The organism is Bacillus cereus group sp. MYBK227-1, assembly GCF_051916325.1.
GTDB classification, from domain to species: domain Bacteria; phylum Bacillota; class Bacilli; order Bacillales; family Bacillaceae_G; genus Bacillus_A; species Bacillus_A cereus.
On record NZ_JBQAGK010000016.1, the window covers coordinates 1 to 25,662 of the forward strand.

The following is a 25,662-nucleotide window of genomic DNA, read 5'->3' on the forward strand; positions in this document are numbered from 1 at the left end:
CTTCTTTTCATATAAACAATTAAATTAGGGGAGTTATTCCCAACCTGGAAATAGCTCCCCAACATTCTAATTAAAGAAATAGATCCTTCTCTCACATTCCATCAACTCCTATTCCTGCTTGTGACATAGATATTAATTTACATTTTGCTATGACTAACGTTCCTTTTCGTATTGCATCTACTTCATTCGGCGGAATTATACCCCCGTAGGTACCGTAATCACCAGTAATAATATGAGGACGGTATATTTCCCTCATGAAATCACGCCAATAACTGATATCTTTAAATAGTACAGTGAATTCTACTTCACAACCTTTGCTACCTGCACTTTGAGAACGCGGGTATCCATGCATGACATTATGTAATTTTAAGCCATCTAGTGATTTTGGTAATTTTGTTTGTTCAATCTTTTCGATATTAGGTACATGCCCAAATGCATAGTAATGTACGTCGCGTATATATGCTATGTCAGAGGAACCATAACCGATTGTTGTAAATTCAATTGTTTGTGGCCCTGCACCTACAAAGATTTCTCTTGCTTCCCAGTCATAAGGTCCTCTTGCTCTAAATCTCTCAATACCATTTACCCGAACAATAAAGTACTTATCTGGTAACATGCCATCAGAACCAATAGGAACCTGTGACAAAAACGAAAAGTTATATGTCCCTGGCCATGAGAAATCAATGGTATATCGTATTGTGTCTTTTAACTCTGCAGCCTTTCCTAAGAGATGGTATGAACCACCTCTTCTATGCAATGTTTTTAATATACTCATACATTTCGCACCGCCATTCCCATTAGATCATCAGCAACTACGTTTTGTAGCAGCTTTCTCATTTTTACAAAGTCGTCTGCAGATTGTAGTTTTTCAACAGAGACTTTAAATGTAGCATTTTGAATTGATACGCCATTATCTGTTTTCTTCTCAACGTGAGTTTGTCCAGCAAATGGATGTGCAGTTTTACCGATTAGATCAGCAGAACGTGCGCCCATTTGTCCAATTTGATTAGATACATCGGTTACTAGTTTCATTGGTTTAGGTGGAACGACAGCTTTATTTAATAGTTCAGAAGCTTTGTCTACTGCAGGAATCATTTTTTCCATCCCTACACCAAGACCTTCTGTAATATAGCCCCCGTATTCCATCATTAACCGGGATGGGCTTCGGATCCCAAAGAACTTTAATACGGCTTTAGGTATTCCCGAAACAACTCCTTTAGCTTTTTTTATAAGCCAATCTGCCATACCGGACATACCTTCACCAATACCAGCAATAATATCTTTTCCCCAGCTAACTGCATCTTTTGCTACATTTTTTACTATAGAACCAACTTTACTGAATACATCTTTTACAGTATCTACAACCCCTGTAAATGCACCAGTGATTGCTTTCTTTATAGTTTTAAAGTTACTAACAATAAATTCTTTTATACCGCCCACAACATCAGTTATCGTGTTATATAATTTGTTGAAATTAGTAATTACAAACCCAACAAATTCACGAACTGCATTAATGATTGTAAACTTTATAAAATTCCAAGCCGATTGAATCACATTTTTAATTGTGTTCATAACGCTAGAAATTGTATCTTTAATAGATTCCCAAGAAGATTTCACAAAATCTTTTAAGAACTTTAATACTGTAGTAAAGGTTGATTTAATTGCGTCCCAGGCTTTCTTTACAATTTCCTTAATCGTATTAAAAACACTGGATATTGTATTTTTCATTTTTTCGAATTCGGTTTTTACGTACTGCTTTATTATTGCTAAAGCCATAGAGAAAATTCTTTTAACAGCATTCCATCCAGTAGTGAAAATTTTCTTCCAGGTATTAACTGCCTTTTGGGCACTATTTTTAATGAATTTCCATGTGCCATCTACAATTTTTTTCAATCCATCTAATGCAAATTTGAAGATGAATTTAATAGCATTCCAACCGAATTCGATTATATTTTTCAACAAGTTAAAATACCATTTAACTATTTTTACATAGCCATCCCAAGCTTTTGAAAATATTTTACCTATGAATGACATTGCAGAACTGAATACCTTTTTCGTACCTTCCCAGAATCCAGAGAAGAACTTACCTAAACCATTCCATGCCTTTTTCGCACCTTTTACAGTTGCGTTCCAAGCCTTAGAGCAGACATCACCAATCCATTTAACAGCTTTTTTGGTGTATTTAACTATGTCATCCCAGTTTTTATAAATAAGATATACTAATCCTACAATTGCTAGTATGGCAATCGTCCAAGGATTCATCAGTAAGGTCATCATGGATCTGCCCAACAGCGCTAGAGCTTTCCCAATTCCACCAAACATACCGATAAGTTTAGGGCCGACTTTAAGAATACCTGTAAATAATAATGGTACTTTAGTAAGTATTGGTACTAGGAACCTTAATGAACCAACAAATGCACCAACTCCACTTGTCATAAAGCCCATCATGGCCACTAATGGACCTAAGACAGCAACCATACCTAAAATTGCTACAACACCAATTTGAATTGGCTTAGGCATAGAACTAAATGCTTTTGCAGCAACTTCTACTGCTTTAATAATTGGAGGGAGTGCCACTTCTGCAATATCTAAAATAGCTTGTCCTAATGGTTCTAAAGATGCCATTGTAGTACGCATTAACTTTTGCCAACGAACACCAAAAGCTTCTTGCTGCGTCTTCTGCATTTTTCCCATTGTGCCCTCGACATCGCCTAACGCACCATTTGCATTATTAAGACCTAAGACAGCTTGAGCACCCATGTCTTCCCATTTTGTACCGAATACAGCAACACCAAGTTGGTTTGCTTTTACTTTATCGTCCATCTTACCTAAATCACCTAAGACGGCATTAAACACATCTGCAGAAGTTCCTTTACCTTTGTTGAAGTTATCCCAGACCTTTTGTGTTTGGGGTGACATTTCAGCAAAGGCATCAGATACACCTTTAGAACCATCCTGTACCCGAATACCGAACTCTTTTACAAGGTCGTTAATGTAATCGAGATTATAACTGCCATCACGAGTCCCGTTTGCCATAATGGTAAACATCTCGTTAGCAGAGAAACCGGCTTGTTTGTACAATGGCGCATATTCGGCCACATTATCAAACATTTCATTTGAATAGTTCAAACCTTCTTGTCCACCAGCAGCAAATAAATCGAATGCTTCCTTTGAAGAAATACCAAACTGATTCATTAACTGCCCTGCACCACGAGTTACCTCGTTAATATCAGAATCAAACGTTTTACCTAGTGTCATAGCGCTTTTTGTAGCTTCTTCTAATTCTTCGTGAGGAACGTCTTTCATATTCTGATACACTTTTATAAGAGACTGATCCACTTCTTCAATACTTTGGCCAAATCCATCTTTCCAAGTTTCTTTTGCGATTTTACCAAGGTTTTCAGCACCTTTTTCAGTAAGACCTAAAGAAGATTGGATGTTTCTTTGAGAAGTATCAAAATCAGAAGCTACTTTTACAGCTGCAGCACCAATACCAGCTAAAGGTAAGGAAACGCCCGTTGTCATGTTTGTACCAACATCTTTCATTTTGTTACCTACATGACTAATGGATTCCCCTGCCTTTTGGAATTTATCATGCATTCCATTTGCAGTCTTTTGTACTCGATCTTCAAACTGTTGTAAATCTTTATAAGCGCCTTCTGCTTTAATACCAATCGTTCCGAACAGTTGGAACATTTCAGCTAACATTTACGCACCCCCTTCTGGGGCCGATAACCATTTTATTCTTCATCGTCGTCTTCCTGGAATTGAGCCATAATCTGCTCAACATGCGCTTCACACTCTTCTTTCGTCCATACTTCACCCATTTCATAAGATGACTCTTTATTGTCCTGGGTGTCAGTTAGTCCAAAAGCTTGAAGATAATCATTAAAAGTAGTACCTTCTTCTAGTTGACGAGTTTGAAAGCCAATGAACGCCATCTTCTTCCACTCATTTAGTTCTTCTTGCTGCTCTTCTCGTGCAATTAAAGAAAATAGGTCCATTAAACGCGAATACGGTATAGATAAGACATATTCATCTGTCCATCCATACCGCTTTTGGATCTTGTCGAAAGCACGTAACATGTTTTGTTCGGCTTCTTCTAAATATTCATCTGAATTTTCATTTACGCTTGAATCGGAGCTACTGCTGGAATTACTGCTGATTGGCTCCATTTCTCGCTCTGAACTTTCACGAGTCCCTTGACCTGGTTGAAAAAAGTCATTAAGTCTTCACTTTCTAATAGGCCCTGTATAACAGCAACCATTGCTTCCGGAGGGAACTGTCTAAATTCTTCTGCTTTCACTTTTAATAAACTAGCAAAGAACTCTGTAAAATCATCTTCGCAAGCAGGGATCATCGTTAGAACACGGAAAGCAAATTCTAATCCTTTTTGTTGTTGCTTCTCTTTAAGTGCAGATAATTGCGCTTGTTTTTCTTCTTCTGGAAGAGATTCAGCAGCTTTAGTTAGTTCATCCATTTCTTGCTTATCCTTACCGAAACCAGCAAAGTTAGCCATTGCACTGCGTCCAACCTTTGAGATAATTTTTGCAAATCGCCAAACGTCCGTTACATTTAATCGGCGCATTGCTACCTTTTCGCCTAGGATTGTAATTTCTGTACCGGTATTCATCATTTTTTCTAAAATAGAAGCCATTTTGTTCTCTCCTTTTAGCATTTAGCTCGTTTTATGTAATAGAAAACCGACTACCATTTATGCGGTAGCCGGTGCTTTTTGTACTGTTGTTTTCTTTTTCTTTGGTAAATAAATTTCGTATGGTGGTGTAGTTGGTGCAGATTCACTGTAATGACCAATAAATTTACATTTCAAACCAACCGTTCCTTTACCGTCTTTAAGATCTACTTCAATAGAGGAAACTACCATTGCATTACGAATTACAAAAATAACTGGTAGCTCACTACCCGAAATCATGCCAATGAGTGCAATATCATGATAATTTGAATCTGGAATATCATTTGAAGGTTTCATAATATCGTATTCTTCTTCAGTTGTACTATCTACCGTCATACCAGGTAAAGCTAACTGCAGGTTTTCTTTTGTGAACTCTACTAATGTAAGTTCTACATGTGGTTCATCTTTTAATAACCACTTACCACGCACCATTTTACCTAGCACACCATCAATATCTGCATCATAATACTCACGATCAAAACCCACTTTAGTTCCGCCTGTAGTCGCTCCTACAAGTTCACCTAATTCTTTTACACTTTTAAATCCTTTGTACATGACACCAGGACCGATAACAAAATTATCTGTAGTCCCTTCACGGACACCATTAATTAATTTCCAGCTCATTTGTCCTACCCCCTAATACAAGTCCGTTCGCATGGTTCGGACAAGAAATTTTGCATTTATATGAATGATAGATGGGTCTTCATCCGGTACCGGCAGTTTCCCTGCACGATGTATAGAAAGTATCCCATCATCTTTTAAACCCACTTCTCTATCTAGTAACTTCTCAATACGTGTAGCAATTAACTTTGCCTTATCATAATCCCCATTATCACAATACACATCGAAATTTAGAATCATACGATCTATAATTTCAACATCATCCGGATTATCTGCTTCAATTCTCATCACTACATAAGGCATTTCCATATCATCTTGTGCAGTTTGGAATGAAAGAGCAGGCCCTTTGTCCTCGCCTTCACCATACTCTGATAGATTATCTTTTATTATTTCATCGTTCTCTACAAGCATTCTAATAGCTGCAATAGCGTTAGACATGTATTACCCTCCCATCATTCTTTTAAGTTCTCTACGTTCTTTTTCAAACGCTTTTAATAGGAATGGACGGGCTTCCATATGACTTGTACCAGTTTCAAGCCATATTGCTTTTTTCAAATCGCTCCCTACTGCACCCAATACCTCTGATTGTGACCGTTTAACATTGTATTTAATCGAATTTAACAAGTCACCGGTACGAACAGCAGGAGCTTCACCTGGTTTAGAAGCAGTATATTTACGACTCGTATGAGGTATTTTGTATTGCTTACCGCTACGGCTACCTGTGAGATTCTTCTTAACTTGATTTTGTAAATGAATAGATGCTGCTGTGACTTTTTCAACACACATAGCGTTAATATGCGTCTTTACTTGCTCCATATTACTTGAGTACTCAATTTCTACTGAATTCGCCATATAGAATCATACCTTTTCGCAATAAATTTCAATGTGATGATTCATAAATGCAGGATTACGCGGCTCTCCTTTTACTTCAAATGTATAATCAACACCCACATCTTCATTTTTGAAATGAATAAGATCATTTGGTTTAATTATGTAAGAAGCAGGTGCATATATCTTAAAGGTTGTATCAAAATTTTGTTTATCACGCTTAAATCTCTCATTATCAGTAGCAGAATTAGTAGTTACACGGCAAATCATCTTCTCGTAAACGTCCACTGGTACTTCCGCATAGTTACCAGCGGATTGTTTCTTTTTCATTTTTCGTTTTACTACTACCTCATGAATATATAAATCATCCATATCACCATCATCGAAGTACGTATTCATGTAGCCATCACCGGCTTAACTCTTGCTCTAAAGCTTTTTAAACCATTGAGTATCTTATTGTTTGTTGCTGGTTCATCCAGCGTTTCTGGGCTAATCTGGTAAGAATAATCGCCAATACTCTCCGATGTTTTCATACCTTTTCGTTGTAAGTTAGCACGAACTACTGCAGAAACAACCAAATCAATAATACATTTCTTTATAAGTACCTGCAGATCAGCATAATCTTGTATCTTATATTCGAATTCATACAATTGATTTTCGGATAAACCATAAACAATACGGCCATTTACAGTAATAGAATCGGTCATATCTTGTTTCGAACTAACATGAGTGACTTTTGCTATAGATTCAGCAGGAAAAGAAAGCCAAGCTAGTTTGCTTGTTTGAATGACTTCTTTCATTGGATTCTCCGGCTTAACTCTTAAATACTTTCTAACAATAACTGTATAGTAATCTATTAGTTCTTGAATTACTGTATCAGGCATCTTCTGCACATTTACGCGGTCTTTAATGTCCTGCAAGGTAATATCCATTATGTTTCTTTCTCCTTCTTATCGACTTCTTTTACAAGTTCAAAATGTCCAGTACTTACAAGGTAATCAGCTTTTTCATTTGCAACTGTTTCTTCTTGGCCATTCTTAAACTTTTGTCCATAAGCGGTGTAAGTGCCACCGTATCGCAGCGTAACTACTTTCATAATTAACACCCCTTTCACGAATGTAAACTATTGTATGAAAGTTTACATTCGTATTATTGGTTTTATTGGTTATATCTCGTTTTTTATTAAAAATAAGAAAATATTAAAAAAGTATACATTCAAAACCCTAACAACAAAGAGTTTGTCTCCATAAAAAATACGCCTGGATATTAGGCTCCAAACGTATCCGGAATATTTGTTAGAATTGCTACTGCATCCATTTCTTGAATTACAGCATCATCATCAAAGTGGATTACATAGAATCGTTTATCTTCCATTACTGCAGATTTACCTTCCGTTGTTTTACGAATGCGAGTTTCATATGTGTTAACAGCAATAAAGTTACGTGGATCCGCAAGAATAATAATGTCATCTGATAAAGAAGGAACCGTAACAATCCCATAACCCATTGGTTTATTTACTTGATCGCCAGCGCCTAATAACGCTGCGTCTCCCGCTCCGGTTGGACGGTTTGTTAAATATTCAATCCATTTTTCTCTACGATTTGGTGACATAATCCAACGTAGATTACTATTTTTATATTTATTTGGCATTACACCAGATAAAGCAAAGATCGAACCTTTACCAAATCCATTAGCTTTTGCTTCTTCCCCTGTACCAGTTACTAGTTTAGCGTGGTCAATAATATGCGATTCTTTTGATTTTAGAATCTTCTTCAACCAGCCATCGTTAATTGATAAAAACGGATCAGATGATTCAACATCACCATTCCAGTGTAAATCCTCTAGATCAATACCTGTTTGAGTTGACATAAGTGTCATTACAGTATCTTCAAAGCCTTCCCCTTCAATATTTTCACGCAGCGTTTCTTCTGTAATTTCCCAAGGTAGACGGAGTGCTTTTGTATTGTATGGAATAGTTGATGTAGTAACACCTGCACGGTAATCCTCATCTTTATTCTCTGTTTTCTTACGTAGAATGCGGCCGCCAATACCAACTTTATCAAGTACACCTTGTTTTGCTTTACGCATTTCTTTTCGATGTAATTGAGAGAATGGTGTTGCGTCGAATGCCATTCTAAAGAATTCTTTACTTTGCTCCGGATTTAATAAACCAGAAGAAACTGATCCTGTAGTAATTGTCTTTTCAATTTTAGATAGACGCTTTAATAATTGCTGATTGTTGTATGTTGTTCCCATATTAATATTTCCTCCTTATATTACAGGTTAACGCCTGTCCATATAGATTTTTTAATTGGTTGTTGCCCTGGAATGTATTCTTCGTCTGGATCTAAACTTTTACGAATAGAGGCAGCTTTTTCGATATTTTCAAGACGTTCAGCAAATGGCTCTAATGCTTTTTGGATAACTGCTGCAGTTTTCTCTTCCTCTGTTAGCTCTTCTGGTGTTGGTGTTTCTTCTCCATTCACTTGCTTTTCAATCTTATCTAACTTAGTAGTTAGTGGCTCTACCGCTTGTTTAACAATTTCTGCAATATCTTCTGCTTTCATTTCGTCTTCCTCCTGTGGTGAAGCAGCTTCTTTTATTTCACTAATTAAAGCTAATGCTTCATCTAATTTTTCATGATTCTTTTGGGATAATACTTTCCCAGCTTTTTTAATACTTTCTAATACAATGTTTTCTGCTTGTATACTATCTTCTGATTTTGCGATGGTATAACCGCCTTTAATAGAAGAAAGTATATCCTTCATATCATCAAGAGCAGCTGCCATACGGTCGATATCGGGATTACTTTCCCAAATCTCCCAATAGAACACATCTTCAAACAAATTAAATACAGCTCGTAAATCACGTTTTTGTTTTTCATCAATAAAGCGGTCTTTTACTTCGCCTTTTGTGATTTTGTGAGTTTCACCTTTTACGAAATCTAACATTTTTCGAATAATGCCTTTATCTTCATGAGTAAAATCATCAATCTTGGCAATTTCTACACGTTCACCAAATCCACCCATAGAAAAACCAGTGACTTCACCTTTTTTAATTTCTTCCCAAGTGTCTGCATCATCAACACGAACCGTCATAAGCCACGTTCCTGCTTGTACTTCCTGTTCGCCTACTGTCATATCACTTTTAGCAATCCAGTTTTCAACAACTGTCCCTTTACCAGCGATTTCATCATGCTGTTTGTCGATGTGCTGGTAATTTTCCATAAAGGTATAAGCGGCTTTTTCTATTTCTTCTGCAGTCATTGTATCCCCGTGTGAATCTTCTACATCCGGTTCATACACAACACCTGTAACAAGCTGCTTCTCTTCCTCTGTTTTAAGGATCGGAACTTGCTTTGATATATTTGGTTGTTTAGCAGATTCGCTTTTCATAATGGCGAATTGACGACCATTAGCGCCCTTTGTAACTAATGAAATATAGCTGATATTGGCGTTTTTTAGTTCGTATCCCATCGTTTTACCTCCTTCCCTATAAATATTGGGGCTCCACTGTCAAAACGCATAATAGCCAATTTAAAGCCGCATACGTTTTGACGATGAAACCCCAATCAAATAGGTATATTTTATTACTCTTCTGAAATCATAGTGCAGCGGCAATGTGGATGAGCTGGCGGACACATCTTTCCATTACTAAATAGATCATCAATATCTACCGTTTCCCCATGTAAACCACCACATTCTTTACAAACACGCTCATCATTTCCTGTAAGCCATGTTTTCTTATTTCTATTTGCGCCCTTATAAGCAATTAAATTGCCGTAATTCATTGCATATGTTGTTTCTGTTCGTGCAATCATCATTGCTCTGTAGTTACTTGCTTCTGACATCACATCTGCAATAGAAACACTTAATGCATCGACACCCATTCCTTCACTAAGATTCTTTAGCATTGTTTCTCTTAATCTATCTTTAGTGGTTTCATGTATTCCCTTTGCTAATTCAAAAGCGTAAGTAGCTACCCATTTTGCAGCAACGTCACCAATTGGATCTAATACCATCCAGGTTAAACCGTTAGAAGCTATAGTACTCTGTACAAACTCTGTTACATCATCCTGTAGTGTGTCCGTGACTTCGTCGACAAACATTTGTCGTTCCTCATCCCAATCAACACTATCCAGAAATTCATCAACTTCTGCTTCTGCAATTACAAGATCAATCTCTTCATCTGCTTTATTAATACGAATTACGGGAAGCAGGTTTAAGAGCCGTTTTCCCTGCTCGGAAAAAAATCCGCTACCTTCTTTTGCATAGCTTTTTCTATTTCTTCATGCTTTTCCCTAAATGCACTAATAGCGATTAAGTTATCTTGCTCATTATCTGCAGCTTTTGCAATTGGTTCAGACGGAGAAGATTCGGTTTTACCATCATAGAATTTATCCCCTTCTGGTACAGGTTCATAACCTACCACTTTACGGGACTCATTCAGTTTTAATATTCCACCCTCATAACTGTCTTTTGCATATTTCAAATCTGCTTCACGATCATCTGTATCAATTTCATTTAATTTAAAATACCAATCTAAACCGCCTAGTATTTCAGCAAATACACGGAACAATTGATTGTTTAATCGATGTTCCAATATTTCTTGTCCAGGTTCAATAATAGAACGCTTATACATCTCATTCATTTCTTTAGCAGTTGTTTGTCCTAATGAACCTGTCATAGCCCAACCGATACGATAAGGTGGTACACGATGGGCCACGCATATCTCCATTGCGCTATCCTGCTTATACAAACGGAAACTACCTTCTTTTACATCAGGGCTGACTTTTTCCAATCTAGCTTTTGCTCCTGGTGGAACAGGAACTACAGCCAACTTATGATGTTCGCCCTTAGTTTCTGCAGAGAAAAACGCTTTTAATTCATTTTCTGTTCCCTCATCTATCTCATCGATTCCCTCAATAAATAGCAGAGCATCCGGAATTGTCTTTCCTGTAAAGAAGTTAATATTGTAATCTCTTACTGCTTGAGATCCAACTATCGAGCCAATAGAACTAACATAATTAGGTATCCCATAATAAGAAGAACGAGAACCGAATTTACGAATAACAATTACTTCTCCGGCTTTTTCTGTTCCGCTTTCTGCAATATCTTCTGCATTTAATTCCCTACCATCATCAAGACGAAACTCATCAGGATAACCGAACTTTTTAAACCATCGTTCTTTGTTACTTACGATTTGAGCAAAGCGAACTTTATCTTTATGAGCACGAACTGTATGAGCTGGAATGTGGTATAGTTCTGACGGTTCCCCTTTGTTATTACGAACAACTTCAATAATGCCCCAGCCAACTGTTTCATAATCATCCCATACGGCCCTTATGATCTCGGAGCTTGTCATTTCCGGATTACAATTTCTCATAAATTCTTTTAACCTTTTATATTGCTCCTGGCTCGCGGCTTCTTTTACTTCTTCAAAAGGGGCAAAGTCAAAACCAACACCAGCAATATCATCGACTTTTGCGCTAATACAAGCAGAATGAATAGGATTACTTTCCTTTATATCCAGTAGCACTGCCATATCATAAGGAGGTTTAATTAATCCTTTATCACTATATGTTTGAGCGAATGGATCAACTGCCATTTGTTTGCTGTTGTCTTCCTTGTTGTTCGGATCATCAGCCGCTTTATTAATACCAAATACTTTTACATTCTTAATTGTTTTCTTATCACTCATATTGTTTGTATGTCCTCCTTTCTTCTATTAATAAAGAGCAAAAGAAATAGCCGAACAATAAATGTCCGACTACACTCTTTTAACCTTCCCACCCATAACTACTCTCGGTTTATAGAAGGCTAGAACTATAGCATCTGCTCTATCGGGTGATTGCAATCCGCGTTTCTTCATTTCTTCTTTTCGCTCTAATGCAATCTTACCTCTACTTGTTATTCTGTATTTACGGCTAGAAAATTGAGAAATCATTTTTTCATCATTTGGAATCTCCATTGTAGGTTCTTCACCCTGTATAAATGCTTTCATATTCTCTTCAAGTAAATCTCTTACAACGGCCCAGCCTTCTGTACCTGCATTATCATAATGCTCATCATCAAGCGGCTTCCCGTTATTCACAACCGGATATACTTTGAATGGTAATCGTTCAGATTTAATAACTTCTTTCAATCTGTCCGTAACACCACCACCAACACCACTATCATCGACTTTTATATCCACTCTTTTTAACTGCTTGTACTTTGCCATGTATTCCTTAGCTAATTTCAATACATGACCAGCAGTTTCCATAGTATCTTGTTTATAGTGGTTTAATAATTTAAAGACTTTATTTCCTATCCTTGGAGCAATTACAGTTTCATCATCACCAAATCGCGCAACGTCAACACCTAAGTCAAGTGTTTCACCAGTCGGCTCTACTTTACAAGATGCTGCTTGCTCTACAATTTCTAACGGGATAAATGCATCTGCTTCTGCTTTAGGAAATTCACCAAGTACACGTACACGCCAAACATCTGAACCCTCACCATATTTCTTTTTCAATACTTCTATATTGTCTTTACTGGTTCGAGGGCTATCTAAGCTAGAGACTTTATGTATTTTATATAAATCTCTGTCACGATTATGAGAATCATAAAATACACCGCTTGTTCTTGTTGGGTTTCCGCATAAAAACAATTTATTTTCTGCGCCAGATAAAGTACCAAGTATAGCTTCCATAATAGGATCTGCTATACCAGAAGCTTCATCACATACAAATAACATATAATCTTCGTGGAAACCCTGCATATTCTCCGGCTTCGTTGCTGTTCTAGCAGTAGCAAACCAGCGTTCTTCACTACCAATCATGTATACTCGTGTTTTAGTCCATTTAAGAAGATTCTTAACTGCACTTCCTTCTAACCATTTGGCTATTTCAGCCCAAAGTACAGTAAATAACTGTTCCTTTGTAGGAGCTGTACAAATAACTTTTGGATTCGGCCTACAGCAGAGGAACCAGATAACAACAACTGACTCAAGACCTGTTTTACCTACACCTTGGCCAGAACGCACTGAAACCTTTGGACTTTGTGCCAAATCCATAAGAACTTTTCTCTGCCATTCATCCGGATAAAAACCCAGCATATCCTCAGCAAACGCAACCGGATCATCCCAATAAACATCGATAATCTCCATAAATTCACTAAAAGCCGTATTACTCATTAGCTTCAGCTTCCTTTTGTTTTCGTCTGCGCTCTGCTATCTTCATAAGAGACTCTTTCCAGTCTTCTGTATTCTGATTAGTATCACCATCAACTTTAATTGCAGCGATCTCTTTCTTGAGTTTCTCAATTCGTAGTTTTTGTTCTTCTGTATTAGCTAATCTATCGTATTTTTCAATTAGATTTACTAGCGTTGACATTGCTTTCGATTGAGCATTTAAGAAACTAGCTTGCTTATCCCAAGCAAATTGAATTTCCCACTCTTCCTCATAACCGCTTTCCGTAAGTTTATTTTTCCGCAGTTCTTTGGTCATGTCTTCGTTGTCTTTAACAAACATAATACGTTGAGCATGAATGATTTGAGTGTACTGCAGCATAATACTATCCCAAATGATTGTTAAGGAATCGTTGTTAACTGCTTCTTTTAATTCTTCTTTTAAATCATATATTTCTTGCGGTAAGTACTTTCTATATAAACCATGAGTAGCAGCATTACCATTACGAAGTGGAGCAGCGCCACCAGAATTACCAACAGCATTTTTATTACCCTTTTTGGCTCCACCACGATTGTTTACAGCATTCTTATTACCCTTGGGTGCTCCTGGTTTCTTTTTGGAGTACTCCGTATCTTTCTTTGGAGTACTCCGTTCATTTTTATGGAGTACTCCATTTAATTTGTCTATCCATCCATCTTTGGATTTCCATCCGCCAACCGTTTTTTCACTTACAGTTTTTTCGGATGTAGACAACAATTCGGCAATTTTACGATTCGTAATATCACCATTATGTTCTTTAAATATTTCATACGCTTTGTTACGGTCTGGACTTCGTTGTCTGGCCATAATTACATAACACCTGCCCCCTTATCCAATTGTTTGTACTTCCTTCTCTAAACACTCAATGCATATATGAGCGTTATCCGTATTTGCTTCACGGAGATATGTTTTATCAAAATGAGTAATAGTTAATGGCATTTTTAATGTCCACATGCACGGCTCATTACAAACAGAGCATGTAGGAACGTTTATAGTTTCTTCCTCCATTTACACCACCTCACGCTAATTGCTTTACAAAATAAAAAAGCAGCGTAATCGCTACTTTAAATTTTTCGTATTTTTTTCTTCTTCATTTATGTATCTATATAAAGTTGCCCTTGAAACATTGAACATCTTACAGACATCAACTTTAGGTAACCCTTGTTCAACCATTTTTAGCATACCCTCTATCTGTTCCGGAGTATGAGCACGTTTGCGACCACCTTGTTTTCCTCGTTCTTTTGCAGCAGCTACACCACTAACAACGCGTTCATTAATAACCTCGCGTTCCATTTCAGCCATTGCACCAAATATATGAAATAAAAACCTTCCCATTGTTGTAGATGTATCAATACCATCTTTAATAGAAACAAAGTGAATTTCCTTATCATTAAATTCTTGCAATAAATTAACTAACTGGTGCATGGTTCTTCCTAAACGATCTAACTTGTAAACAACCAATGTATCACCTTTACGAAGTTTGCCAAGTAATAATTGAAGCTCTTTTCTGTCCTTTTTCGCTCCACTTTCTTTTTCTGTAACTATTTCTTCACAACCATAACGGTTTAATTCATCCAATTGCATATCTAAATTTTGTTTTTTAGTAGAAACCCTAGCATATCCGAATATCATGCACCATCATCCCTTGTTATTTGATATAAAAAGTGTATCAAATTCCTGTATCAAAATCAATTATTAATTGAGACATAGTTTTGAGACATTTGTTATACCATTTTTATAGGTTTTAAGGCCCATACATGAAGTGTCTCATAATGTTTTGTTTTTGAGACACTAGTTTTCGGACAAAATAAGTTGCAATCCACTCGTCATCCCTTTAATTAGTTCAGATTCCTTTTCGTTAGATTGGGCTAATAATTTACCGATTACCTTCTGATCTGAATATGCTAGTAAAAAAGTAGATATATAAGCTAGTGCATTTACGTATTCTGTAGCATCTTTACTTTCGTTATTTGCATGAGCAGTATAATGTACATTTGGCACTATCATCACCTCTTACAATATTTGGTTTGTGTTGAGTTTGTTTCGTTTTTACATGCACACTTGAACCACTCTTCAAACCGCTCTCTATTTATCACCCAGGTTCCGCCAATCTTTTTAGATTCAATAGCACCTGCTGCACATAGATTCTTTATATGACCAGGAGAAAGGCCGCTAATAAGATGAGCATCATTAACGCCAATAACATTATCTAGTAATGCATATGGTTTCAAATTAACATCTTCCCATTTAACACCATACATCCCTATACCAAATTCATTCATTGTTGCTTTATCTGCTATTCTCTCTAAACGATCCAATACAATAGCATTAATTAACTCCCATGTAACTGCACCAGATAAAACTCGTGTCTTTAATTCTGTTGTTAAATCATTTAATAATTCTAATTCCATATGTATCACCTCATATTAAATGCAACACGTTTGCGCTTATCTTTCCTTAACTAAAAATATGCGGGTAAGGATTTGCACCTTACATAATATAGGATAGGCGTGTACTGACGCCTCGTTTTACTTCCTGCTGATTCTATGGGGACTCATTCCATCTACCGTATCCCTTAGCATTAGGGGCAACACACGTCATCCGTGCCCGACTTAAGTTCGGGGAGAGTCTCTCGCTATCTCGATCAACCTATCCGTTACGCAGTCTCACCGGAACGGTTCTCCTATATCTTATTAATGTCTACCTATTCCATCACCGCATTATGTTTATTGTGTAATTTCTATACAACAACAAAAATAGCATCCAATACGGATACTACTCTTTTTTATTCCTCTCCTAGCCACCGCACTCTTACATTTTTAAAATATGACTACGCGCCTAACGTCAGTGACTAGGAGAGAAGCAAAAGTTCTCCCAGGAATTTTTAAATTTTATATCGGGACATTTTTCCGTACCCCTTTAAATTGACACCCTAAAGGTAGGCAGGTATCAACTTAAAGGAGAACAGAAGCTCTCCTCCGTTTAGACCATTTAAATTAATGAAGTTTTGAAGACTATTACATTTGCGTATTGAAATCAAGAACTACATACAAAGCGAGGTACGCAACTCCTTACTCGTATGTTTAGTAAAATCCTCTTGCAGATAAGGAAGAGCAACGCTATATGTTCACTCATCACCTAACTACAAGAGCTGGTTTCGGCCTCTCATATATAGGGGGCATTCTGACGACAAATTTCGACATTTTTTTCAAAGAGAATTTATTATGGGAATGTATTATTAAAAAAGGGTGGCTGTTACAAATGTGGAGAAATATAGAAAATCACTGAAAATGATTGCACTTTGAGTTAACATAGTATTAAGGTAACTTTCCTAAGTAAGTATTTAAGGGGTGAATAATTTGAGTTTCAAATATAAGAGACCGTTAATTTTTATAGTCCTACTGTATATTCTATTGCTAGCTTTTAACTATGCAAATCATAATCAATTTAATTGGTTTGAAAACCTTATAAAAACACTATTTATAGTAGTGTTTTTTGAAATCATGATGTGGTTATTTTCTTCAAAAAAAACAACCTCTAGAAAATAAGAGGTTGTTTTTTATCACTTACCAAGTTTTACCAGTCCAACCTTCTTCTTCATATAAACATTTACCATAATACCATGCAAGTTGACCAGCTAAACTAACTAAATTACCTTTGACGCCTAATTTTATCATTTTTCTAGCTGCTAATTCATATTCTTTGTTAGTAATATTAGCAATAATAGAACCTAAAAAACCTACTGATAGAACTTCTACATAATTTGCTATAAGTTTTCTTTCTATACATCTATCTACAGCTTCTGTTTCTTGTTTGAATGGATCTTCATAGCCAGGCGGTGTATTTACACGTTGGATTTCTTGTCTCAATTGTTCTAATTCTTCAGTTTTACCATATTTGTTTTCTATCATATCAATATCAATATCTACTATTCTTCCGTATTTATCTTTAACTGCAGCCTCTTCCATAACAAACTTCAATTGAGCAGCTACTTCTTGTACTAATTTTTCTTCTTCACTATTAATCTCTTGAGCTTTGGAGATTCCAGCGAAAGAAGTTGTAAACAAAGCGAGTACAAGAGCCATCGATACAATATTTCTTAATACAGTCTTCATTTTTAATCCCATCCCTTTTCCTTATTTATGCTTTTTTACCGGTATTTTCTAGCACAGCTCTATCTTAATACATAAAGCTATAAAAATATATACCCTTCAGAAAGCGGAAAAATAGTGAAATCCAACGATTATTACCTTTGAAACCGCGGTTTCAAGATATTTACAATTTAATAATTTGAATATTCTGCATTTTATTTTTCAATTTAATTACGGATACAAATATAATATTAGATGGTAGATTAAATGTCTTTAAGAGCACAATTTTTTTGGCCCCTATCTTATACAAAATAGACTTCCACTCATTCTCTCACCAATCTTTTTATCCGCTCGTTTTAAATATTCTTGAACAGTAGTTCTTTGCAATTTTAAAAAGTTGGAAATTTTATCCTGTGTAAATCCATACCCTCTAGACATTATATATATTTCCTTTTCTCTTTCTGTTAGAGTTGATAGTGCATCTTCTAGCTGTATACGATCCCATTCAGAAATAACACTCTCTTTCACTTCTGTATCCCATTCATACACGGGTATTACGGTACTACGTACATACCTTTGCATTAATAAAGGATCACATGGCTTCTCGCGCTCATATGCAGCCCTACGTTCAATCCCTCTTGTTTTACCTGGCTGTTTAGCAGTACGCATCCATTCCAGAGCATAATTTATATCACTAATCATTTCATTAATAATACTTATATCTTTTTCTGTTGCGCCCACCTTAGATTCTTCTAATGTCTTTCTTGTTTTGGTATACTGCTCCATTAAATCTTTCATACCAGGTTCCTCCTTTTATATAAAAAGAGGACGCTGAATTATATATAGGATGAATTGCTATCCTATGCATAATCAACGCCCTCTAAATGTGGACTATTACTTTCGTTATTTTTCATTTATTCTCTTATTACGGTATGTGAAATTTTCACCTTAGGTTCCTCTTTTTTAATTGTTCACTTATATAACTTGGATCTCGTATCTCAAGTTCTTTTGCTATCTGTACTTTTGTCATTCCACTTTCTAGCATTATTAATGTTTTCGCACATAATACATCCCATTCTGCTTTCGTTCTCCTTTTAGGTTTATCCCCTACATAAGTTCCCCCTAAGGCCGTACCTAATTTATTTATCTGTTTACCTATATCACAATTATGTAAACAATGGCTGGATTTATATTGGTGCTCACATCCATTACAATGTTGGTCCTGTAAATTTATTATCTTTATACGTATGGCTCTTTTATTAATATCTTTCGTTTGTCCCATTAGCTACAAACCGGCCAATCTAATTTATCTACATGTACCAGGTAATCTACGAGAGCACGATCAGTTCTTTCTACTACATACGCATGTTTTTCAAATTCTTCCCTTGGAATGGATTTACGGCCACCATCATATAGCATAGCTTCATAGTATTCTGCCACTAATGAAACTGGAACGAAATAGATAATATGATCTGTTCTAAATTCTATTAAAAAGAAACAAATGGATCCATGCGCTTGTGTGTCATTTAAATAATCAATTTGGTGTCTACTTATATTATCTAATGGGAATCTTTTTGTTTCTTTAGTAGACTTCGCTTCGAAGTAAACCGCTCTTCCTTTATATACGCCATCGTAATCCACAGTAGATTTACTTCCCCATGCACTTTTGGTTATTTCACCTTTTTTATTCGTTTTTATAACTTTCACCGGTGTTGGACGTTTATTGAAGATACCTACATTCGCTGATTTGTACATGCGACAAGTAATGTTTAATAATTGTTCAAATGCCATCCCTCTATTTCCGTAACCCATGCTGCTTCCTCTCTTTCTCTCAAATAAGGACTTTGTTTAGCTCGCTAATCCGACCACAACACATGGCGTATCGTCTGACCAAACTGTTTCATTCTCCTTATAAATTTCCTCTAACGTTCTATAAACAGGGAACCCAATGCATTCCCACTCAATTTTTTCAGTTGGCTCCATTTCCTCAACTACAACATCATGAATATCTCCGTACTTCATAACATGCAATAAATAATACCCGACCGCTTCAAATCGATTCTTTGCTCTAATGACTTTAATATGTTCACCGAATGCAAACATGACTTTGTAAAAGTTCATTTGCGCTACCTGTATTTTTTCAATACATTCTACAATTCCGTCATAATAACTCTCTTCAACCAGAAGAGTTTTACCGATACCATCAATGTCCGCTTTCTCCCAAAGTGATTTATCTCCTTTTATGTCTTGCAACTTCATTTCTCATTCTCCTGTACTAATAAAATATCGTTTTGGTTTACTTTTCTTCTCCGTGTAAAAATCTCATACAAGTATTAATTGTGTGATGAAATACAATTAGATACGGAACTTCTATCTTTTTTTTATTTTTCACTAATTTTAAATTCATTAATTGCCCCATTAGCCATTCAGCTTTTTGTTCTCCTTTTTGATGAATCCCAACATGGATATTTTCTTTAATTCCATTTCTTTCACCGAATTGATATGCCGCTTCCAAACCAGGATCTCCACTATATTCCACTAGTCCAGTCATATAAGCTAGTTGCTCACGTCTAGTTTTCATTTATTCTCTCTCTCTTCCAAATAAGAATTTTGTTACATTTTTTCTAATGCTTCATCAATCACTTGTTTAATTTTCTTTTTACTTACTCCATTGTTAACGTCGTATTCAAAATTAAATCCACATTTACAAGTACGTTTGACTATATTGTCATCAACTTCTAATGTACCTTGACCATTACCAACAAATTGATTACCACAATTCGGACAGTCGTTAATAAGTGGCGATATTCTCAAAAAATCCATTGCGTTCATTTTTTATCTTCCTCCTTCTACCAAATAACTATTTTGTTAAGATTGCTTACCGATTTCTTTATCTAACCGTTGTTCAAAGATTTTTCGTTCTTCTGGTGATAAAGTTTCAAAGAACCATTTATCTGAAGCTAATACAGTAGTTGTTGTTCCATCGTCTTTTCTTACAGTCCTTAATACCCAGAACCCTTTCGGACGTTTATTGGACTGTTGATCCCAAAGTGTTTTGTTAACTTCCATTAGACCAGGACTAATTTTCCCATTAAGTTCAACATGCACAAAGGATGCACTGAAAGCACAAACGTTATCGCCATCTCTTTCCAAAACTTTGATGTCCATATGTTGATATTTATATTTATTACTACTCATAAGTGTTTTCTCTTTAATCACTTCAATCGCTCCCTTGTTTTCTATTCGAATAACGCTTTTATTCAGTTTTCTAATGCTGCACAAAGTACTTTGTAGCGAGTTCTTCCTTCTCTTTTTACTTTCTTCGTACCTTTGTAATTCTCACATGGTGGAATCATATGCACTCCACCATAATAGCCACTCTTATAAATACATTGGCACTCATGCAATACAGGATTTTCTATTCCTTTAGGAACTGATAGATACTTATTACGCTCACGTTGTGTATCTTTCCGTTTAATTGGGCAATCCTCTACTAACACATGCACATCTTCTGTACCATCTGTTCCAAATGCACAGCAACTCGAAATAATCTCTTTTTTCATCAACAGTGATAAATCATAATTAGATTCAATAAACTTCATGCATAATTTTCTATTCGCATCGTTTCCTAAGCGATCGTAAATCAGTAACATTTCTTTTTTTGTGAAGTTTTTCCCTAATAACTGATTAAAGCTTTTCAGGATTTTTCTAGACTTATAATCACTCAAACTTTTACTAATTGGTCTTGATAACCATGCGAACATCTTGCATAGAAAATCCAAATGATTTTCTACGTCCTCTAATCTGAAAGAAAGGTTGCTTCTAGGATCAAATATTAATTCGTTACTACTATTTACAAAAGCCTTTGGGAAGCATCCCTGTGTCTTTTTCACTAAGCTTTGTACCTCTTCATTCATTTCTCGTTCCCCATTTCTTAATAAAATTCACATTTGATAATATTTTTGTTTAGCACCGTGCACTATAGCAGCACGATACAAAAAGTTCCTAACAATATATAAAGCTTCATGTTCATCTTTTGCATTTATATCTACATTTAGCGTCCCTTCCATTGGCGGTAGTTCATAAGTAACAACAAATGTATACATATCAATATCCGCTCGCTTGGCGTTCAAAGTTTTCCTTATTCTTCTCCTTGTAGGCCTGTACAACATCTTCAAATTTATAACCGTATAAATAGCAAAGACGGAAGAAAATACCGAACGCTTTATGTAAATGGGTTAATGCTACACTTAAATTTCTAAATTCACACCATGCACGTTTAGCTGATAATATATCCTGCATATACCATTCAAAAAGCCTGTTTACATTCAACACGTTTTTCTTCATGATGTATTGTTTCGAAAATCCAGATACGAGTTTTCTTTTTAATGTATGACGATCTAATTCAATTACGATGTTCATTAGAAAGTGGAATCCATCAACTAACTCTTCCAATAGACCATCCTTTGGCGTTCCAAATCCTGTGCTCCACATTTTAAAGGCCCTTGTTTCGTTCCAGGCTTCACCAATTTCGACTATTAACCCGCGGAACAGCATATCTAACTTATCGTTACCCTTATATCCGATTCGCTTATCTAGTTCTTTCTGCATTTCGAACAACTCTGTAATATCAAAAGTCTGCTGCGTTTCTTCTGGAGTAATTACATATAGGTTTGTTGTGTGTCTCATAATGCATAAGCTCCTTTACGATAGTCTTTAATAATTTCACCTTTTTCATTGAAGTAAACAATTTCCCAATGTGGATTAAATCTAAATTTATGAGGGTTATCATCTAATACAATAAACAAATCATTTTTACAATTCCCGACGATCATCCCTGGTTTTCCCTGCACTTCGACACGCATTCCGCGTTTTGCGAATGGGATTCTTCTAAAGTTACACATCTTCCGGAATGGCTCTTCTTTACCAAATAAGGTTGCTATATCAACTACACCTTTATATTCACAAGTGATAAATGGCTCAAACTGTTCGAACGGCATATTAATAAAACCTTGCTTTTTAATTTGTTTGTAAAAATGATATTTCGCCATCTTTTCATTTTCTTTTACTACAATGTGATTACAACGCCAGTGAGGGAAGACTGTTGAAATATGATATTTATATGTAGATTTCATCGTTCTTCCCCCGGTTGCAATAAGAATCGTGCGGATTCATTACAATTTGTACATGTAACTTGGATTTCTTTTTCATTCGCTTGAACCATAACACCTTGGATTCCATTCTCCTTTGTAGCAATAATAGGAAGCACTGCAGCATTCCCCATTTCTTGCTTCGCTCTATCTAGTTCCGCTGCTATATTCATGACACAATTACATAAGATTTCAAATTTCATGATTCCATTCTCCTTTAACCGTTTTATGATCGTTATAACGAGTAAGACCGCCAATTCTAGCTCGTCCAATTCCCACAACTGGCGGTCCTTTGTCCTATAACACTCTAAAGCTATTAACTTTCCAATCAATTTTTCTCTACGCAATATCTTGTTTCACCTTTTAAATTGCCAATATTCCAAAAACGTTAAATGCACTTTTTAGTGGTTCAGCCTGCAGCATCTTCTGCAAAGAATAGTACTTCTAGTTCTTGCGGTTCAATATCTAACCTTTTACCAGAGTTAATAATGAACACTGAAACTACGCCTGTATCCTGATTTTGGTGCAATACTGTAAAAGCATTCCGATCATCAGTAACAAAGTCACCAGAATGAAACTCATTTTCTTTTCTACCTTTCTTAGCAAAGACTCTGCGACGCTCTTCCCAATATTGTTCATCTTCTGTTGCTAGACGGCAGTGATCTGCGTATTGCCAACCTTTATCACCAGCAGTCATTACACTACGATTCCCCCAAATACCTAGAATCTTAATACGTCCTGATTTTTGCTCTACATCCATACACTTTACTTCCGCAAACATTTTGCAATCGTTATTTTCATACACTACCCAGTCACCTACCTCGAATGGCGTTTTGATAAACTGCGTTACTGGTACCATTACTGCTACAATTTTCATCTTTAACCCTCCAAATATTTAGTTACATATTGCGGTTTAAATCCGCTATCAAAATAAATTCGTAATGGCTGCGGTTCCTGCGATTCCCTCGCAGCTTTGCAAATCTCTTCTGCTTCGTCCCAAAAGAAACTTTTTTCTTGCGCCCGTCTATACCGCCATAACGCTGTTACATAGTCGATATACATATCGAAGTGATTATCCTGCTTTACAGAGCGTGGCAGTTCGTCTGCGCTCCATACATCACACGGAATAATCGCAAGCACATCTGCAAATCCTACGCGTCCTGGCAAGTGCTTCGCATGAGCATTTCTTATATCAAACGGTTGCGCCTGTTCCCTAAAATCTATAATTTTTTTGTTTGTGATTGCTGCATTTGAATTTGTGAGATCATCCAGCAAGAATGTCAGTTGTTCCGTCATCGTGAACACCTTCTTCTAACTGCAGTGTGTATACAAGCCCTCTATCTAGTAACGCACCAATAACTGCATTCATCCATAAATGAGTACCAATCTTTTTTTGTAAGTATTGTAGAATCGATACAATTTCACTTGTAGAAAGCGATACAAATTCACCTAGCTTTTCTTGATTGAATTTCCCTCCACGTTTTTCAATTACAAAAGCTAGTTCTTTTTCCTCCGCGTATCTCTCCGCTTTTATTAAATCAAAGTCCCTTACTCTATCCATACCGTACCCTTTAATAAGTAGCTTTAACATATCTTGAATCACATTAGTCTCAACCACTTTTAATTTAAGCTCCACTTCTCCACGACAAGACTTACAAAGCGTTTTCTCGCAGCCCTCAATGTACATATTTTTCACATCAGCAGTTGGGATTACTGCACTACAGATATCACACCATTCACTATTGTCGTACAACAAATCATTCATTACTTTCAGCTCCCTGCTTTATAGTTTTTAATCAATCTATTTATCTTTATATTTTTATAAATGCACATATTTTTGGCCGCTAGTGCATTTATCATGTTATAATTGCAAATGTAAATTTATTTTTAAATCCAAATCTATATCTACCTTTAACTTTTTTGAGTATCCATCAATATGATGGATCTTTTTTTATGCGTTTTTTCTTATTTTCTCTACTACTTTTGGATTACCGCCTAGCGATTCCAGGCGATCCGCTACTCCAAGAACATTTTTTTGTTCTTCATTTCTAATATATTTATCTTTTTTCTGTTTTTGCCTGTACAGTTCAATTAGTTCTTTTTCAACTGCAGCTGCTTCTTCTTTTTGTTTATTGCTTAATTCCTTTAACTCCAATGCAGTTATTACCTCACGATTATTCATCGCTCTATTACTCTGTTGTTCTAACATTTTTTGATTCTTCATATATTCACGTAGCTGACTCTCTAAAGCCCCAGCTCTTTGTATATGCTCCGGAAGTACCCTATCGGCTAATCCCATCTAATTCACCTCAATTCCAGCCACACCGCTAAAGATGCAGCTGAAAGTTATATAAATTGCTATTAAGCAATGATAAATACTTTTTTGTTTTCAATCTCGTCTGCTAGTTTCTCAACCAGGTACTTTTTGATGTTTTCAATTGCTTCTAATTTCCAAGCACCACCATCCGCTTCAAACAATGCACATTTTGGACCACTCTGCATTCTGAATACAAATGGACTTTCTGGCTGTTCAACTTCAACGAAAGTACGGTACGGCTGTAACGTCACTGGATTTGGCACTGCTGCATTCACTCTTGAAGCACCCGTTTGCACAACTGCAGTTTGCGAAACACCATCATCTTTATATGTATTAATGTTTTCGTCTCTTATATTACCCACTACTTTCAACATTGCTTCGCAATCATCGTTCCTAACAAATGCAGACTGCAAGCTGATATTAAAGTTTTCTGGATCGTGAAATCTCTCAAAAGAAAATTGTGGTGTAAGAGCTTTAGCTTCCATAAAGATACTACGGTTATAATCATTATTAACTTTCGTGAAGCATGAAACATTTTTAGGATTCTCAACATGAATCATTAAAGGGTGGTCACCATCAAACTCTGATTTGATGTAATCTACTAAACCAGAAAGGCTGTTAACTGTAATCCCTACCGCTGTTGGTTCCTTTACTGCATATAACGGTTGAGTAGAGTATGGACGATCATTAACCTTTTCAATTCTTACTCCTGCTGATTCTAATAAGTACTCCATTGCTTGTTTAATCATTTT

At 36.1% G+C, this 25,662-nt stretch carries 38 protein-coding genes; all 38 read right to left on the reverse strand.

The features are described 5' to 3' along the window. Positions 1-91 precede the first annotated feature (91 nt). The 38 genes from ACTFRM_RS30300 to ACTFRM_RS30485 all read right to left on the reverse strand — a co-directional run bounded on the left by ACTFRM_RS30300 (position 92) and on the right by ACTFRM_RS30485 (position 25,659). Positions 92-775: a hypothetical protein gene (locus ACTFRM_RS30300; protein WP_000025604.1), complete on the reverse strand. Its 684-nt coding sequence runs from the start codon at positions 773-775 to the stop codon at positions 92-94. Then, on the reverse strand, positions 772-3,708 hold the full coding sequence (locus tag ACTFRM_RS30305) for a phage tail tape measure protein (RefSeq protein WP_440043833.1): 2,937 nt from the start codon (positions 3,706-3,708) through the stop codon (positions 772-774). Before ACTFRM_RS30305 ends, ACTFRM_RS30300 begins: the two co-directional genes overlap by 4 nt. A gap of 32 nt (positions 3,709-3,740) precedes the next feature. Continuing rightward, positions 3,741-4,175 carry a hypothetical protein gene (locus tag ACTFRM_RS30310; protein ID WP_002204937.1) on the reverse strand — a complete coding sequence of 145 codons (435 nt, stop codon included), beginning with the start codon at positions 4,173-4,175 and terminating at the stop codon, positions 3,741-3,743. Next, positions 4,127-4,657, reverse strand: a complete 531-nt coding sequence (locus tag ACTFRM_RS30315) for a hypothetical protein (protein WP_440043834.1) — start codon at positions 4,655-4,657, stop codon at positions 4,127-4,129. The genes ACTFRM_RS30310 and ACTFRM_RS30315 overlap by 49 nt, the downstream gene beginning before the upstream one ends. 57 nt (positions 4,658-4,714) lie before the next feature. After that, positions 4,715-5,317 carry a hypothetical protein gene (locus ACTFRM_RS30320; RefSeq protein ID WP_000118570.1) on the reverse strand — a complete coding sequence of 201 codons (603 nt, stop codon included), beginning with the start codon at positions 5,315-5,317 and terminating at the stop codon, positions 4,715-4,717. A gap of 12 nt (positions 5,318-5,329) precedes the next feature. Further along, entirely contained in the window at positions 5,330-5,752 is a 423-nt protein-coding gene (locus tag ACTFRM_RS30325; protein WP_000063400.1) for a hypothetical protein, read from the reverse strand. 3 nt (positions 5,753-5,755) lie between these two features. After that, entirely contained in the window at positions 5,756-6,166 is a 411-nt protein-coding gene (locus ACTFRM_RS30330) for an HK97-gp10 family putative phage morphogenesis protein (protein ID WP_000024034.1), read from the reverse strand. Between the two features lie 6 nt (positions 6,167-6,172). Then, on the reverse strand, positions 6,173-6,541 hold the full coding sequence (locus tag ACTFRM_RS30335; protein WP_078186924.1) for a hypothetical protein: 369 nt from the start codon (positions 6,539-6,541) through the stop codon (positions 6,173-6,175). Beyond that, the gene (locus ACTFRM_RS30340) at positions 6,538-7,074 is read right to left on the reverse strand and encodes a hypothetical protein (RefSeq protein WP_440043835.1); all 537 of its coding nucleotides are present in this window, start codon (positions 7,072-7,074) and stop codon (positions 6,538-6,540) included. Before ACTFRM_RS30340 ends, ACTFRM_RS30335 begins: the two co-directional genes overlap by 4 nt. After that, the gene (locus tag ACTFRM_RS30345) at positions 7,074-7,238 is read right to left on the reverse strand and encodes a YqbF domain-containing protein (protein ID WP_000869888.1); all 165 of its coding nucleotides are present in this window, start codon (positions 7,236-7,238) and stop codon (positions 7,074-7,076) included. The genes ACTFRM_RS30340 and ACTFRM_RS30345 overlap by 1 nt, the downstream gene beginning before the upstream one ends. Positions 7,239-7,408: 170 nt before the next feature. Next, the gene (locus ACTFRM_RS30350; protein WP_000537552.1) at positions 7,409-8,398 is read right to left on the reverse strand and encodes a hypothetical protein; all 990 of its coding nucleotides are present in this window, start codon (positions 8,396-8,398) and stop codon (positions 7,409-7,411) included. Positions 8,399-8,418: 20 nt separating this feature from the next. Further along, positions 8,419-9,618, reverse strand: coding sequence for an XkdF-like putative serine protease domain-containing protein (locus ACTFRM_RS30355; RefSeq protein ID WP_000540220.1), 1,200 nt, complete (start codon positions 9,616-9,618; stop codon positions 8,419-8,421). Positions 9,619-9,731: 113 nt separating this feature from the next. Continuing rightward, positions 9,732-10,250 (reverse strand): phage head morphogenesis protein, encoded by a 519-nt coding sequence (locus ACTFRM_RS30360; RefSeq protein ID WP_000496054.1) that lies wholly within the window; start codon positions 10,248-10,250, stop codon positions 9,732-9,734. A gap of 113 nt (positions 10,251-10,363) precedes the next feature. Beyond that, on the reverse strand, positions 10,364-11,842 hold the full coding sequence (locus ACTFRM_RS30365; RefSeq protein WP_001280905.1) for a phage portal protein: 1,479 nt from the start codon (positions 11,840-11,842) through the stop codon (positions 10,364-10,366). A gap of 69 nt (positions 11,843-11,911) precedes the next feature. Beyond that, on the reverse strand, positions 11,912-13,318 hold the full coding sequence (locus ACTFRM_RS30370) for a DEAD/DEAH box helicase family protein (RefSeq protein WP_440043836.1): 1,407 nt from the start codon (positions 13,316-13,318) through the stop codon (positions 11,912-11,914). Next, positions 13,311-14,159, reverse strand: coding sequence for a phage terminase small subunit (terS, locus tag ACTFRM_RS30375; protein WP_161508375.1), 849 nt, complete (start codon positions 14,157-14,159; stop codon positions 13,311-13,313). The genes ACTFRM_RS30370 and terS overlap by 8 nt, the downstream gene beginning before the upstream one ends. A 21-nt stretch (positions 14,160-14,180) precedes the next feature. Continuing rightward, positions 14,181-14,360, reverse strand: a complete 180-nt coding sequence (locus ACTFRM_RS30380; RefSeq protein WP_000390790.1) for a hypothetical protein — start codon at positions 14,358-14,360, stop codon at positions 14,181-14,183. Between the two features lie 51 nt (positions 14,361-14,411). After that, on the reverse strand, positions 14,412-14,984 hold the full coding sequence (locus tag ACTFRM_RS30385; protein WP_000576168.1) for a recombinase family protein: 573 nt from the start codon (positions 14,982-14,984) through the stop codon (positions 14,412-14,414). 159 nt (positions 14,985-15,143) lie between these two features. Continuing rightward, complete coding sequence (locus ACTFRM_RS30390; RefSeq protein WP_033703550.1) at positions 15,144-15,359, reverse strand: hypothetical protein; 216 nt, start codon at positions 15,357-15,359, stop codon at positions 15,144-15,146. Further along, a complete protein-coding gene (locus ACTFRM_RS30395; RefSeq protein WP_440043837.1) occupies positions 15,359-15,763 on the reverse strand; it encodes a helix-turn-helix domain-containing protein in 405 nt (134 codons plus the stop codon). Before ACTFRM_RS30395 ends, ACTFRM_RS30390 begins: the two co-directional genes overlap by 1 nt. 1,155 nt (positions 15,764-16,918) lie before the next feature. Then, entirely contained in the window at positions 16,919-17,479 is a 561-nt protein-coding gene (locus tag ACTFRM_RS30400) for a hypothetical protein (protein WP_088338736.1), read from the reverse strand. Positions 17,480-17,740: 261 nt separating this feature from the next. Then, positions 17,741-18,241 (reverse strand): sigma factor-like helix-turn-helix DNA-binding protein, encoded by a 501-nt coding sequence (locus ACTFRM_RS30405; protein WP_088338735.1) that lies wholly within the window; start codon positions 18,239-18,241, stop codon positions 17,741-17,743. Between the two features lie 145 nt (positions 18,242-18,386). After that, entirely contained in the window at positions 18,387-18,725 is a 339-nt protein-coding gene (locus ACTFRM_RS30410; RefSeq protein WP_440021386.1) for a zinc-finger domain-containing protein, read from the reverse strand. Beyond that, positions 18,725-19,255, reverse strand: a complete 531-nt coding sequence (locus ACTFRM_RS30415; protein WP_000540407.1) for a Holliday junction resolvase RecU — start codon at positions 19,253-19,255, stop codon at positions 18,725-18,727. The genes ACTFRM_RS30410 and ACTFRM_RS30415 overlap by 1 nt, the downstream gene beginning before the upstream one ends. Positions 19,256-19,291: 36 nt before the next feature. Beyond that, entirely contained in the window at positions 19,292-19,702 is a 411-nt protein-coding gene (locus tag ACTFRM_RS30420; RefSeq protein WP_000775716.1) for a hypothetical protein, read from the reverse strand. A 37-nt stretch (positions 19,703-19,739) separates the two neighbouring features. Beyond that, positions 19,740-20,024: a hypothetical protein gene (locus ACTFRM_RS30425; protein WP_000857767.1), complete on the reverse strand. Its 285-nt coding sequence runs from the start codon at positions 20,022-20,024 to the stop codon at positions 19,740-19,742. A gap of 32 nt (positions 20,025-20,056) precedes the next feature. Continuing rightward, positions 20,057-20,275, reverse strand: coding sequence for a DUF3797 domain-containing protein (locus ACTFRM_RS30430; RefSeq protein WP_000993189.1), 219 nt, complete (start codon positions 20,273-20,275; stop codon positions 20,057-20,059). 36 nt (positions 20,276-20,311) lie between these two features. Next, positions 20,312-20,725 carry a hypothetical protein gene (locus ACTFRM_RS30435; RefSeq protein WP_440043838.1) on the reverse strand — a complete coding sequence of 138 codons (414 nt, stop codon included), beginning with the start codon at positions 20,723-20,725 and terminating at the stop codon, positions 20,312-20,314. Then, positions 20,704-21,360, reverse strand: a complete 657-nt coding sequence (locus ACTFRM_RS30440) for a hypothetical protein (RefSeq protein WP_440043839.1) — start codon at positions 21,358-21,360, stop codon at positions 20,704-20,706. The genes ACTFRM_RS30435 and ACTFRM_RS30440 overlap by 22 nt, the downstream gene beginning before the upstream one ends. Before the next feature lie 27 nt (positions 21,361-21,387). Next, the gene (locus ACTFRM_RS30445) at positions 21,388-21,576 is read right to left on the reverse strand and encodes a hypothetical protein (RefSeq protein ID WP_002204940.1); all 189 of its coding nucleotides are present in this window, start codon (positions 21,574-21,576) and stop codon (positions 21,388-21,390) included. Beyond that, entirely contained in the window at positions 21,551-22,132 is a 582-nt protein-coding gene (locus ACTFRM_RS30450) for a dUTP diphosphatase (protein ID WP_001216606.1), read from the reverse strand. Before ACTFRM_RS30450 ends, ACTFRM_RS30445 begins: the two co-directional genes overlap by 26 nt. After that, the gene (locus tag ACTFRM_RS30455) at positions 22,129-22,578 is read right to left on the reverse strand and encodes a hypothetical protein (RefSeq protein WP_440043840.1); all 450 of its coding nucleotides are present in this window, start codon (positions 22,576-22,578) and stop codon (positions 22,129-22,131) included. Before ACTFRM_RS30455 ends, ACTFRM_RS30450 begins: the two co-directional genes overlap by 4 nt. After that, a complete protein-coding gene (locus ACTFRM_RS30460; RefSeq protein ID WP_440043841.1) occupies positions 22,575-22,796 on the reverse strand; it encodes a hypothetical protein in 222 nt (73 codons plus the stop codon). Before ACTFRM_RS30460 ends, ACTFRM_RS30455 begins: the two co-directional genes overlap by 4 nt. Positions 22,797-23,002: 206 nt before the next feature. After that, positions 23,003-23,470, reverse strand: coding sequence for a hypothetical protein (locus ACTFRM_RS30465; RefSeq protein WP_440043842.1), 468 nt, complete (start codon positions 23,468-23,470; stop codon positions 23,003-23,005). A 2-nt stretch (positions 23,471-23,472) separates the two neighbouring features. Continuing rightward, positions 23,473-23,889, reverse strand: a complete 417-nt coding sequence (locus ACTFRM_RS30470; RefSeq protein WP_440043843.1) for a cell division protein SepF — start codon at positions 23,887-23,889, stop codon at positions 23,473-23,475. Then, positions 23,858-24,358 carry a hypothetical protein gene (locus tag ACTFRM_RS30475; protein ID WP_440043844.1) on the reverse strand — a complete coding sequence of 167 codons (501 nt, stop codon included), beginning with the start codon at positions 24,356-24,358 and terminating at the stop codon, positions 23,858-23,860. Before ACTFRM_RS30475 ends, ACTFRM_RS30470 begins: the two co-directional genes overlap by 32 nt. A gap of 186 nt (positions 24,359-24,544) precedes the next feature. Continuing rightward, on the reverse strand, positions 24,545-24,892 hold the full coding sequence (locus tag ACTFRM_RS30480) for a hypothetical protein (protein ID WP_440043846.1): 348 nt from the start codon (positions 24,890-24,892) through the stop codon (positions 24,545-24,547). 62 nt (positions 24,893-24,954) lie between these two features. Next, positions 24,955-25,659: a hypothetical protein gene (locus tag ACTFRM_RS30485; RefSeq protein WP_440043847.1), complete on the reverse strand. Its 705-nt coding sequence runs from the start codon at positions 25,657-25,659 to the stop codon at positions 24,955-24,957. Positions 25,660-25,662 lie beyond the last annotated feature (3 nt).

Bases quoted from the DNA above. Each gene is read 5' to 3' on its own strand.
- ACTFRM_RS30300 (WP_000025604.1), bottom strand. From the start codon at position 775: ATGAGTATATTAAAAACATTGCATAGAAGAGGTGGTTCATACCATCTC.
- ACTFRM_RS30305 (WP_440043833.1), bottom strand. From the start codon at position 3,708: ATGTTAGCTGAAATGTTCCAACTGTTCGGAACGATTGGTATTAAAGCA.
- ACTFRM_RS30310 (WP_002204937.1), bottom strand. From the start codon at position 4,175: ATGGAGCCAATCAGCAGTAATTCCAGCAGTAGCTCCGATTCAAGCGTA.
- ACTFRM_RS30315 (WP_440043834.1), bottom strand. From the start codon at position 4,657: ATGGCTTCTATTTTAGAAAAAATGATGAATACCGGTACAGAAATTACA.
- ACTFRM_RS30320 (WP_000118570.1), bottom strand. From the start codon at position 5,317: ATGAGCTGGAAATTAATTAATGGTGTCCGTGAAGGGACTACAGATAAT.
- ACTFRM_RS30325 (WP_000063400.1), bottom strand. From the start codon at position 5,752: ATGTCTAACGCTATTGCAGCTATTAGAATGCTTGTAGAGAACGATGAA.
- ACTFRM_RS30330 (WP_000024034.1), bottom strand. From the start codon at position 6,166: ATGGCGAATTCAGTAGAAATTGAGTACTCAAGTAATATGGAGCAAGTA.
- ACTFRM_RS30335 (WP_078186924.1), bottom strand. From the start codon at position 6,541: ATGAATACGTACTTCGATGATGGTGATATGGATGATTTATATATTCAT.
- ACTFRM_RS30340 (WP_440043835.1), bottom strand. From the start codon at position 7,074: ATGGATATTACCTTGCAGGACATTAAAGACCGCGTAAATGTGCAGAAG.
- ACTFRM_RS30345 (WP_000869888.1), bottom strand. From the start codon at position 7,238: ATGAAAGTAGTTACGCTGCGATACGGTGGCACTTACACCGCTTATGGA.
- ACTFRM_RS30350 (WP_000537552.1), bottom strand. From the start codon at position 8,398: ATGGGAACAACATACAACAATCAGCAATTATTAAAGCGTCTATCTAAA.
- ACTFRM_RS30355 (WP_000540220.1), bottom strand. From the start codon at position 9,618: ATGGGATACGAACTAAAAAACGCCAATATCAGCTATATTTCATTAGTT.
- ACTFRM_RS30360 (WP_000496054.1), bottom strand. From the start codon at position 10,250: ATGTTTGTCGACGAAGTCACGGACACACTACAGGATGATGTAACAGAG.
- ACTFRM_RS30365 (WP_001280905.1), bottom strand. From the start codon at position 11,842: ATGAGTGATAAGAAAACAATTAAGAATGTAAAAGTATTTGGTATTAAT.
- ACTFRM_RS30370 (WP_440043836.1), bottom strand. From the start codon at position 13,318: ATGAGTAATACGGCTTTTAGTGAATTTATGGAGATTATCGATGTTTAT.
- terS (WP_161508375.1), bottom strand. From the start codon at position 14,159: ATGGCCAGACAACGAAGTCCAGACCGTAACAAAGCGTATGAAATATTT.
- ACTFRM_RS30380 (WP_000390790.1), bottom strand. From the start codon at position 14,360: ATGGAGGAAGAAACTATAAACGTTCCTACATGCTCTGTTTGTAATGAG.
- ACTFRM_RS30385 (WP_000576168.1), bottom strand. From the start codon at position 14,984: ATGATATTCGGATATGCTAGGGTTTCTACTAAAAAACAAAATTTAGAT.
- ACTFRM_RS30390 (WP_033703550.1), bottom strand. From the start codon at position 15,359: ATGATAGTGCCAAATGTACATTATACTGCTCATGCAAATAACGAAAGT.
- ACTFRM_RS30395 (WP_440043837.1), bottom strand. From the start codon at position 15,763: ATGGAATTAGAATTATTAAATGATTTAACAACAGAATTAAAGACACGA.
- ACTFRM_RS30400 (WP_088338736.1), bottom strand. From the start codon at position 17,479: ATGGGATTAAAAATGAAGACTGTATTAAGAAATATTGTATCGATGGCT.
- ACTFRM_RS30405 (WP_088338735.1), bottom strand. From the start codon at position 18,241: ATGAAAGATTTAATGGAGCAGTATACCAAAACAAGAAAGACATTAGAA.
- ACTFRM_RS30410 (WP_440021386.1), bottom strand. From the start codon at position 18,725: ATGGGACAAACGAAAGATATTAATAAAAGAGCCATACGTATAAAGATA.
- ACTFRM_RS30415 (WP_000540407.1), bottom strand. From the start codon at position 19,255: ATGGGTTACGGAAATAGAGGGATGGCATTTGAACAATTATTAAACATT.
- ACTFRM_RS30420 (WP_000775716.1), bottom strand. From the start codon at position 19,702: ATGAAGTTGCAAGACATAAAAGGAGATAAATCACTTTGGGAGAAAGCG.
- ACTFRM_RS30425 (WP_000857767.1), bottom strand. From the start codon at position 20,024: ATGAAAACTAGACGTGAGCAACTAGCTTATATGACTGGACTAGTGGAA.
- ACTFRM_RS30430 (WP_000993189.1), bottom strand. From the start codon at position 20,275: ATGAACGCAATGGATTTTTTGAGAATATCGCCACTTATTAACGACTGT.
- ACTFRM_RS30440 (WP_440043839.1), bottom strand. From the start codon at position 21,360: ATGAATGAAGAGGTACAAAGCTTAGTGAAAAAGACACAGGGATGCTTC.
- ACTFRM_RS30450 (WP_001216606.1), bottom strand. From the start codon at position 22,132: ATGAGACACACAACAAACCTATATGTAATTACTCCAGAAGAAACGCAG.
- ACTFRM_RS30455 (WP_440043840.1), bottom strand. From the start codon at position 22,578: ATGAAATCTACATATAAATATCATATTTCAACAGTCTTCCCTCACTGG.
- ACTFRM_RS30460 (WP_440043841.1), bottom strand. From the start codon at position 22,796: ATGAAATTTGAAATCTTATGTAATTGTGTCATGAATATAGCAGCGGAA.
- ACTFRM_RS30465 (WP_440043842.1), bottom strand. From the start codon at position 23,470: ATGAAAATTGTAGCAGTAATGGTACCAGTAACGCAGTTTATCAAAACG.
- ACTFRM_RS30470 (WP_440043843.1), bottom strand. From the start codon at position 23,889: ATGACGGAACAACTGACATTCTTGCTGGATGATCTCACAAATTCAAAT.
- ACTFRM_RS30475 (WP_440043844.1), bottom strand. From the start codon at position 24,358: ATGAATGATTTGTTGTACGACAATAGTGAATGGTGTGATATCTGTAGT.
- ACTFRM_RS30480 (WP_440043846.1), bottom strand. From the start codon at position 24,892: ATGGGATTAGCCGATAGGGTACTTCCGGAGCATATACAAAGAGCTGGG.
- ACTFRM_RS30485 (WP_440043847.1), bottom strand. From the start codon at position 25,659: ATGATTAAACAAGCAATGGAGTACTTATTAGAATCAGCAGGAGTAAGA.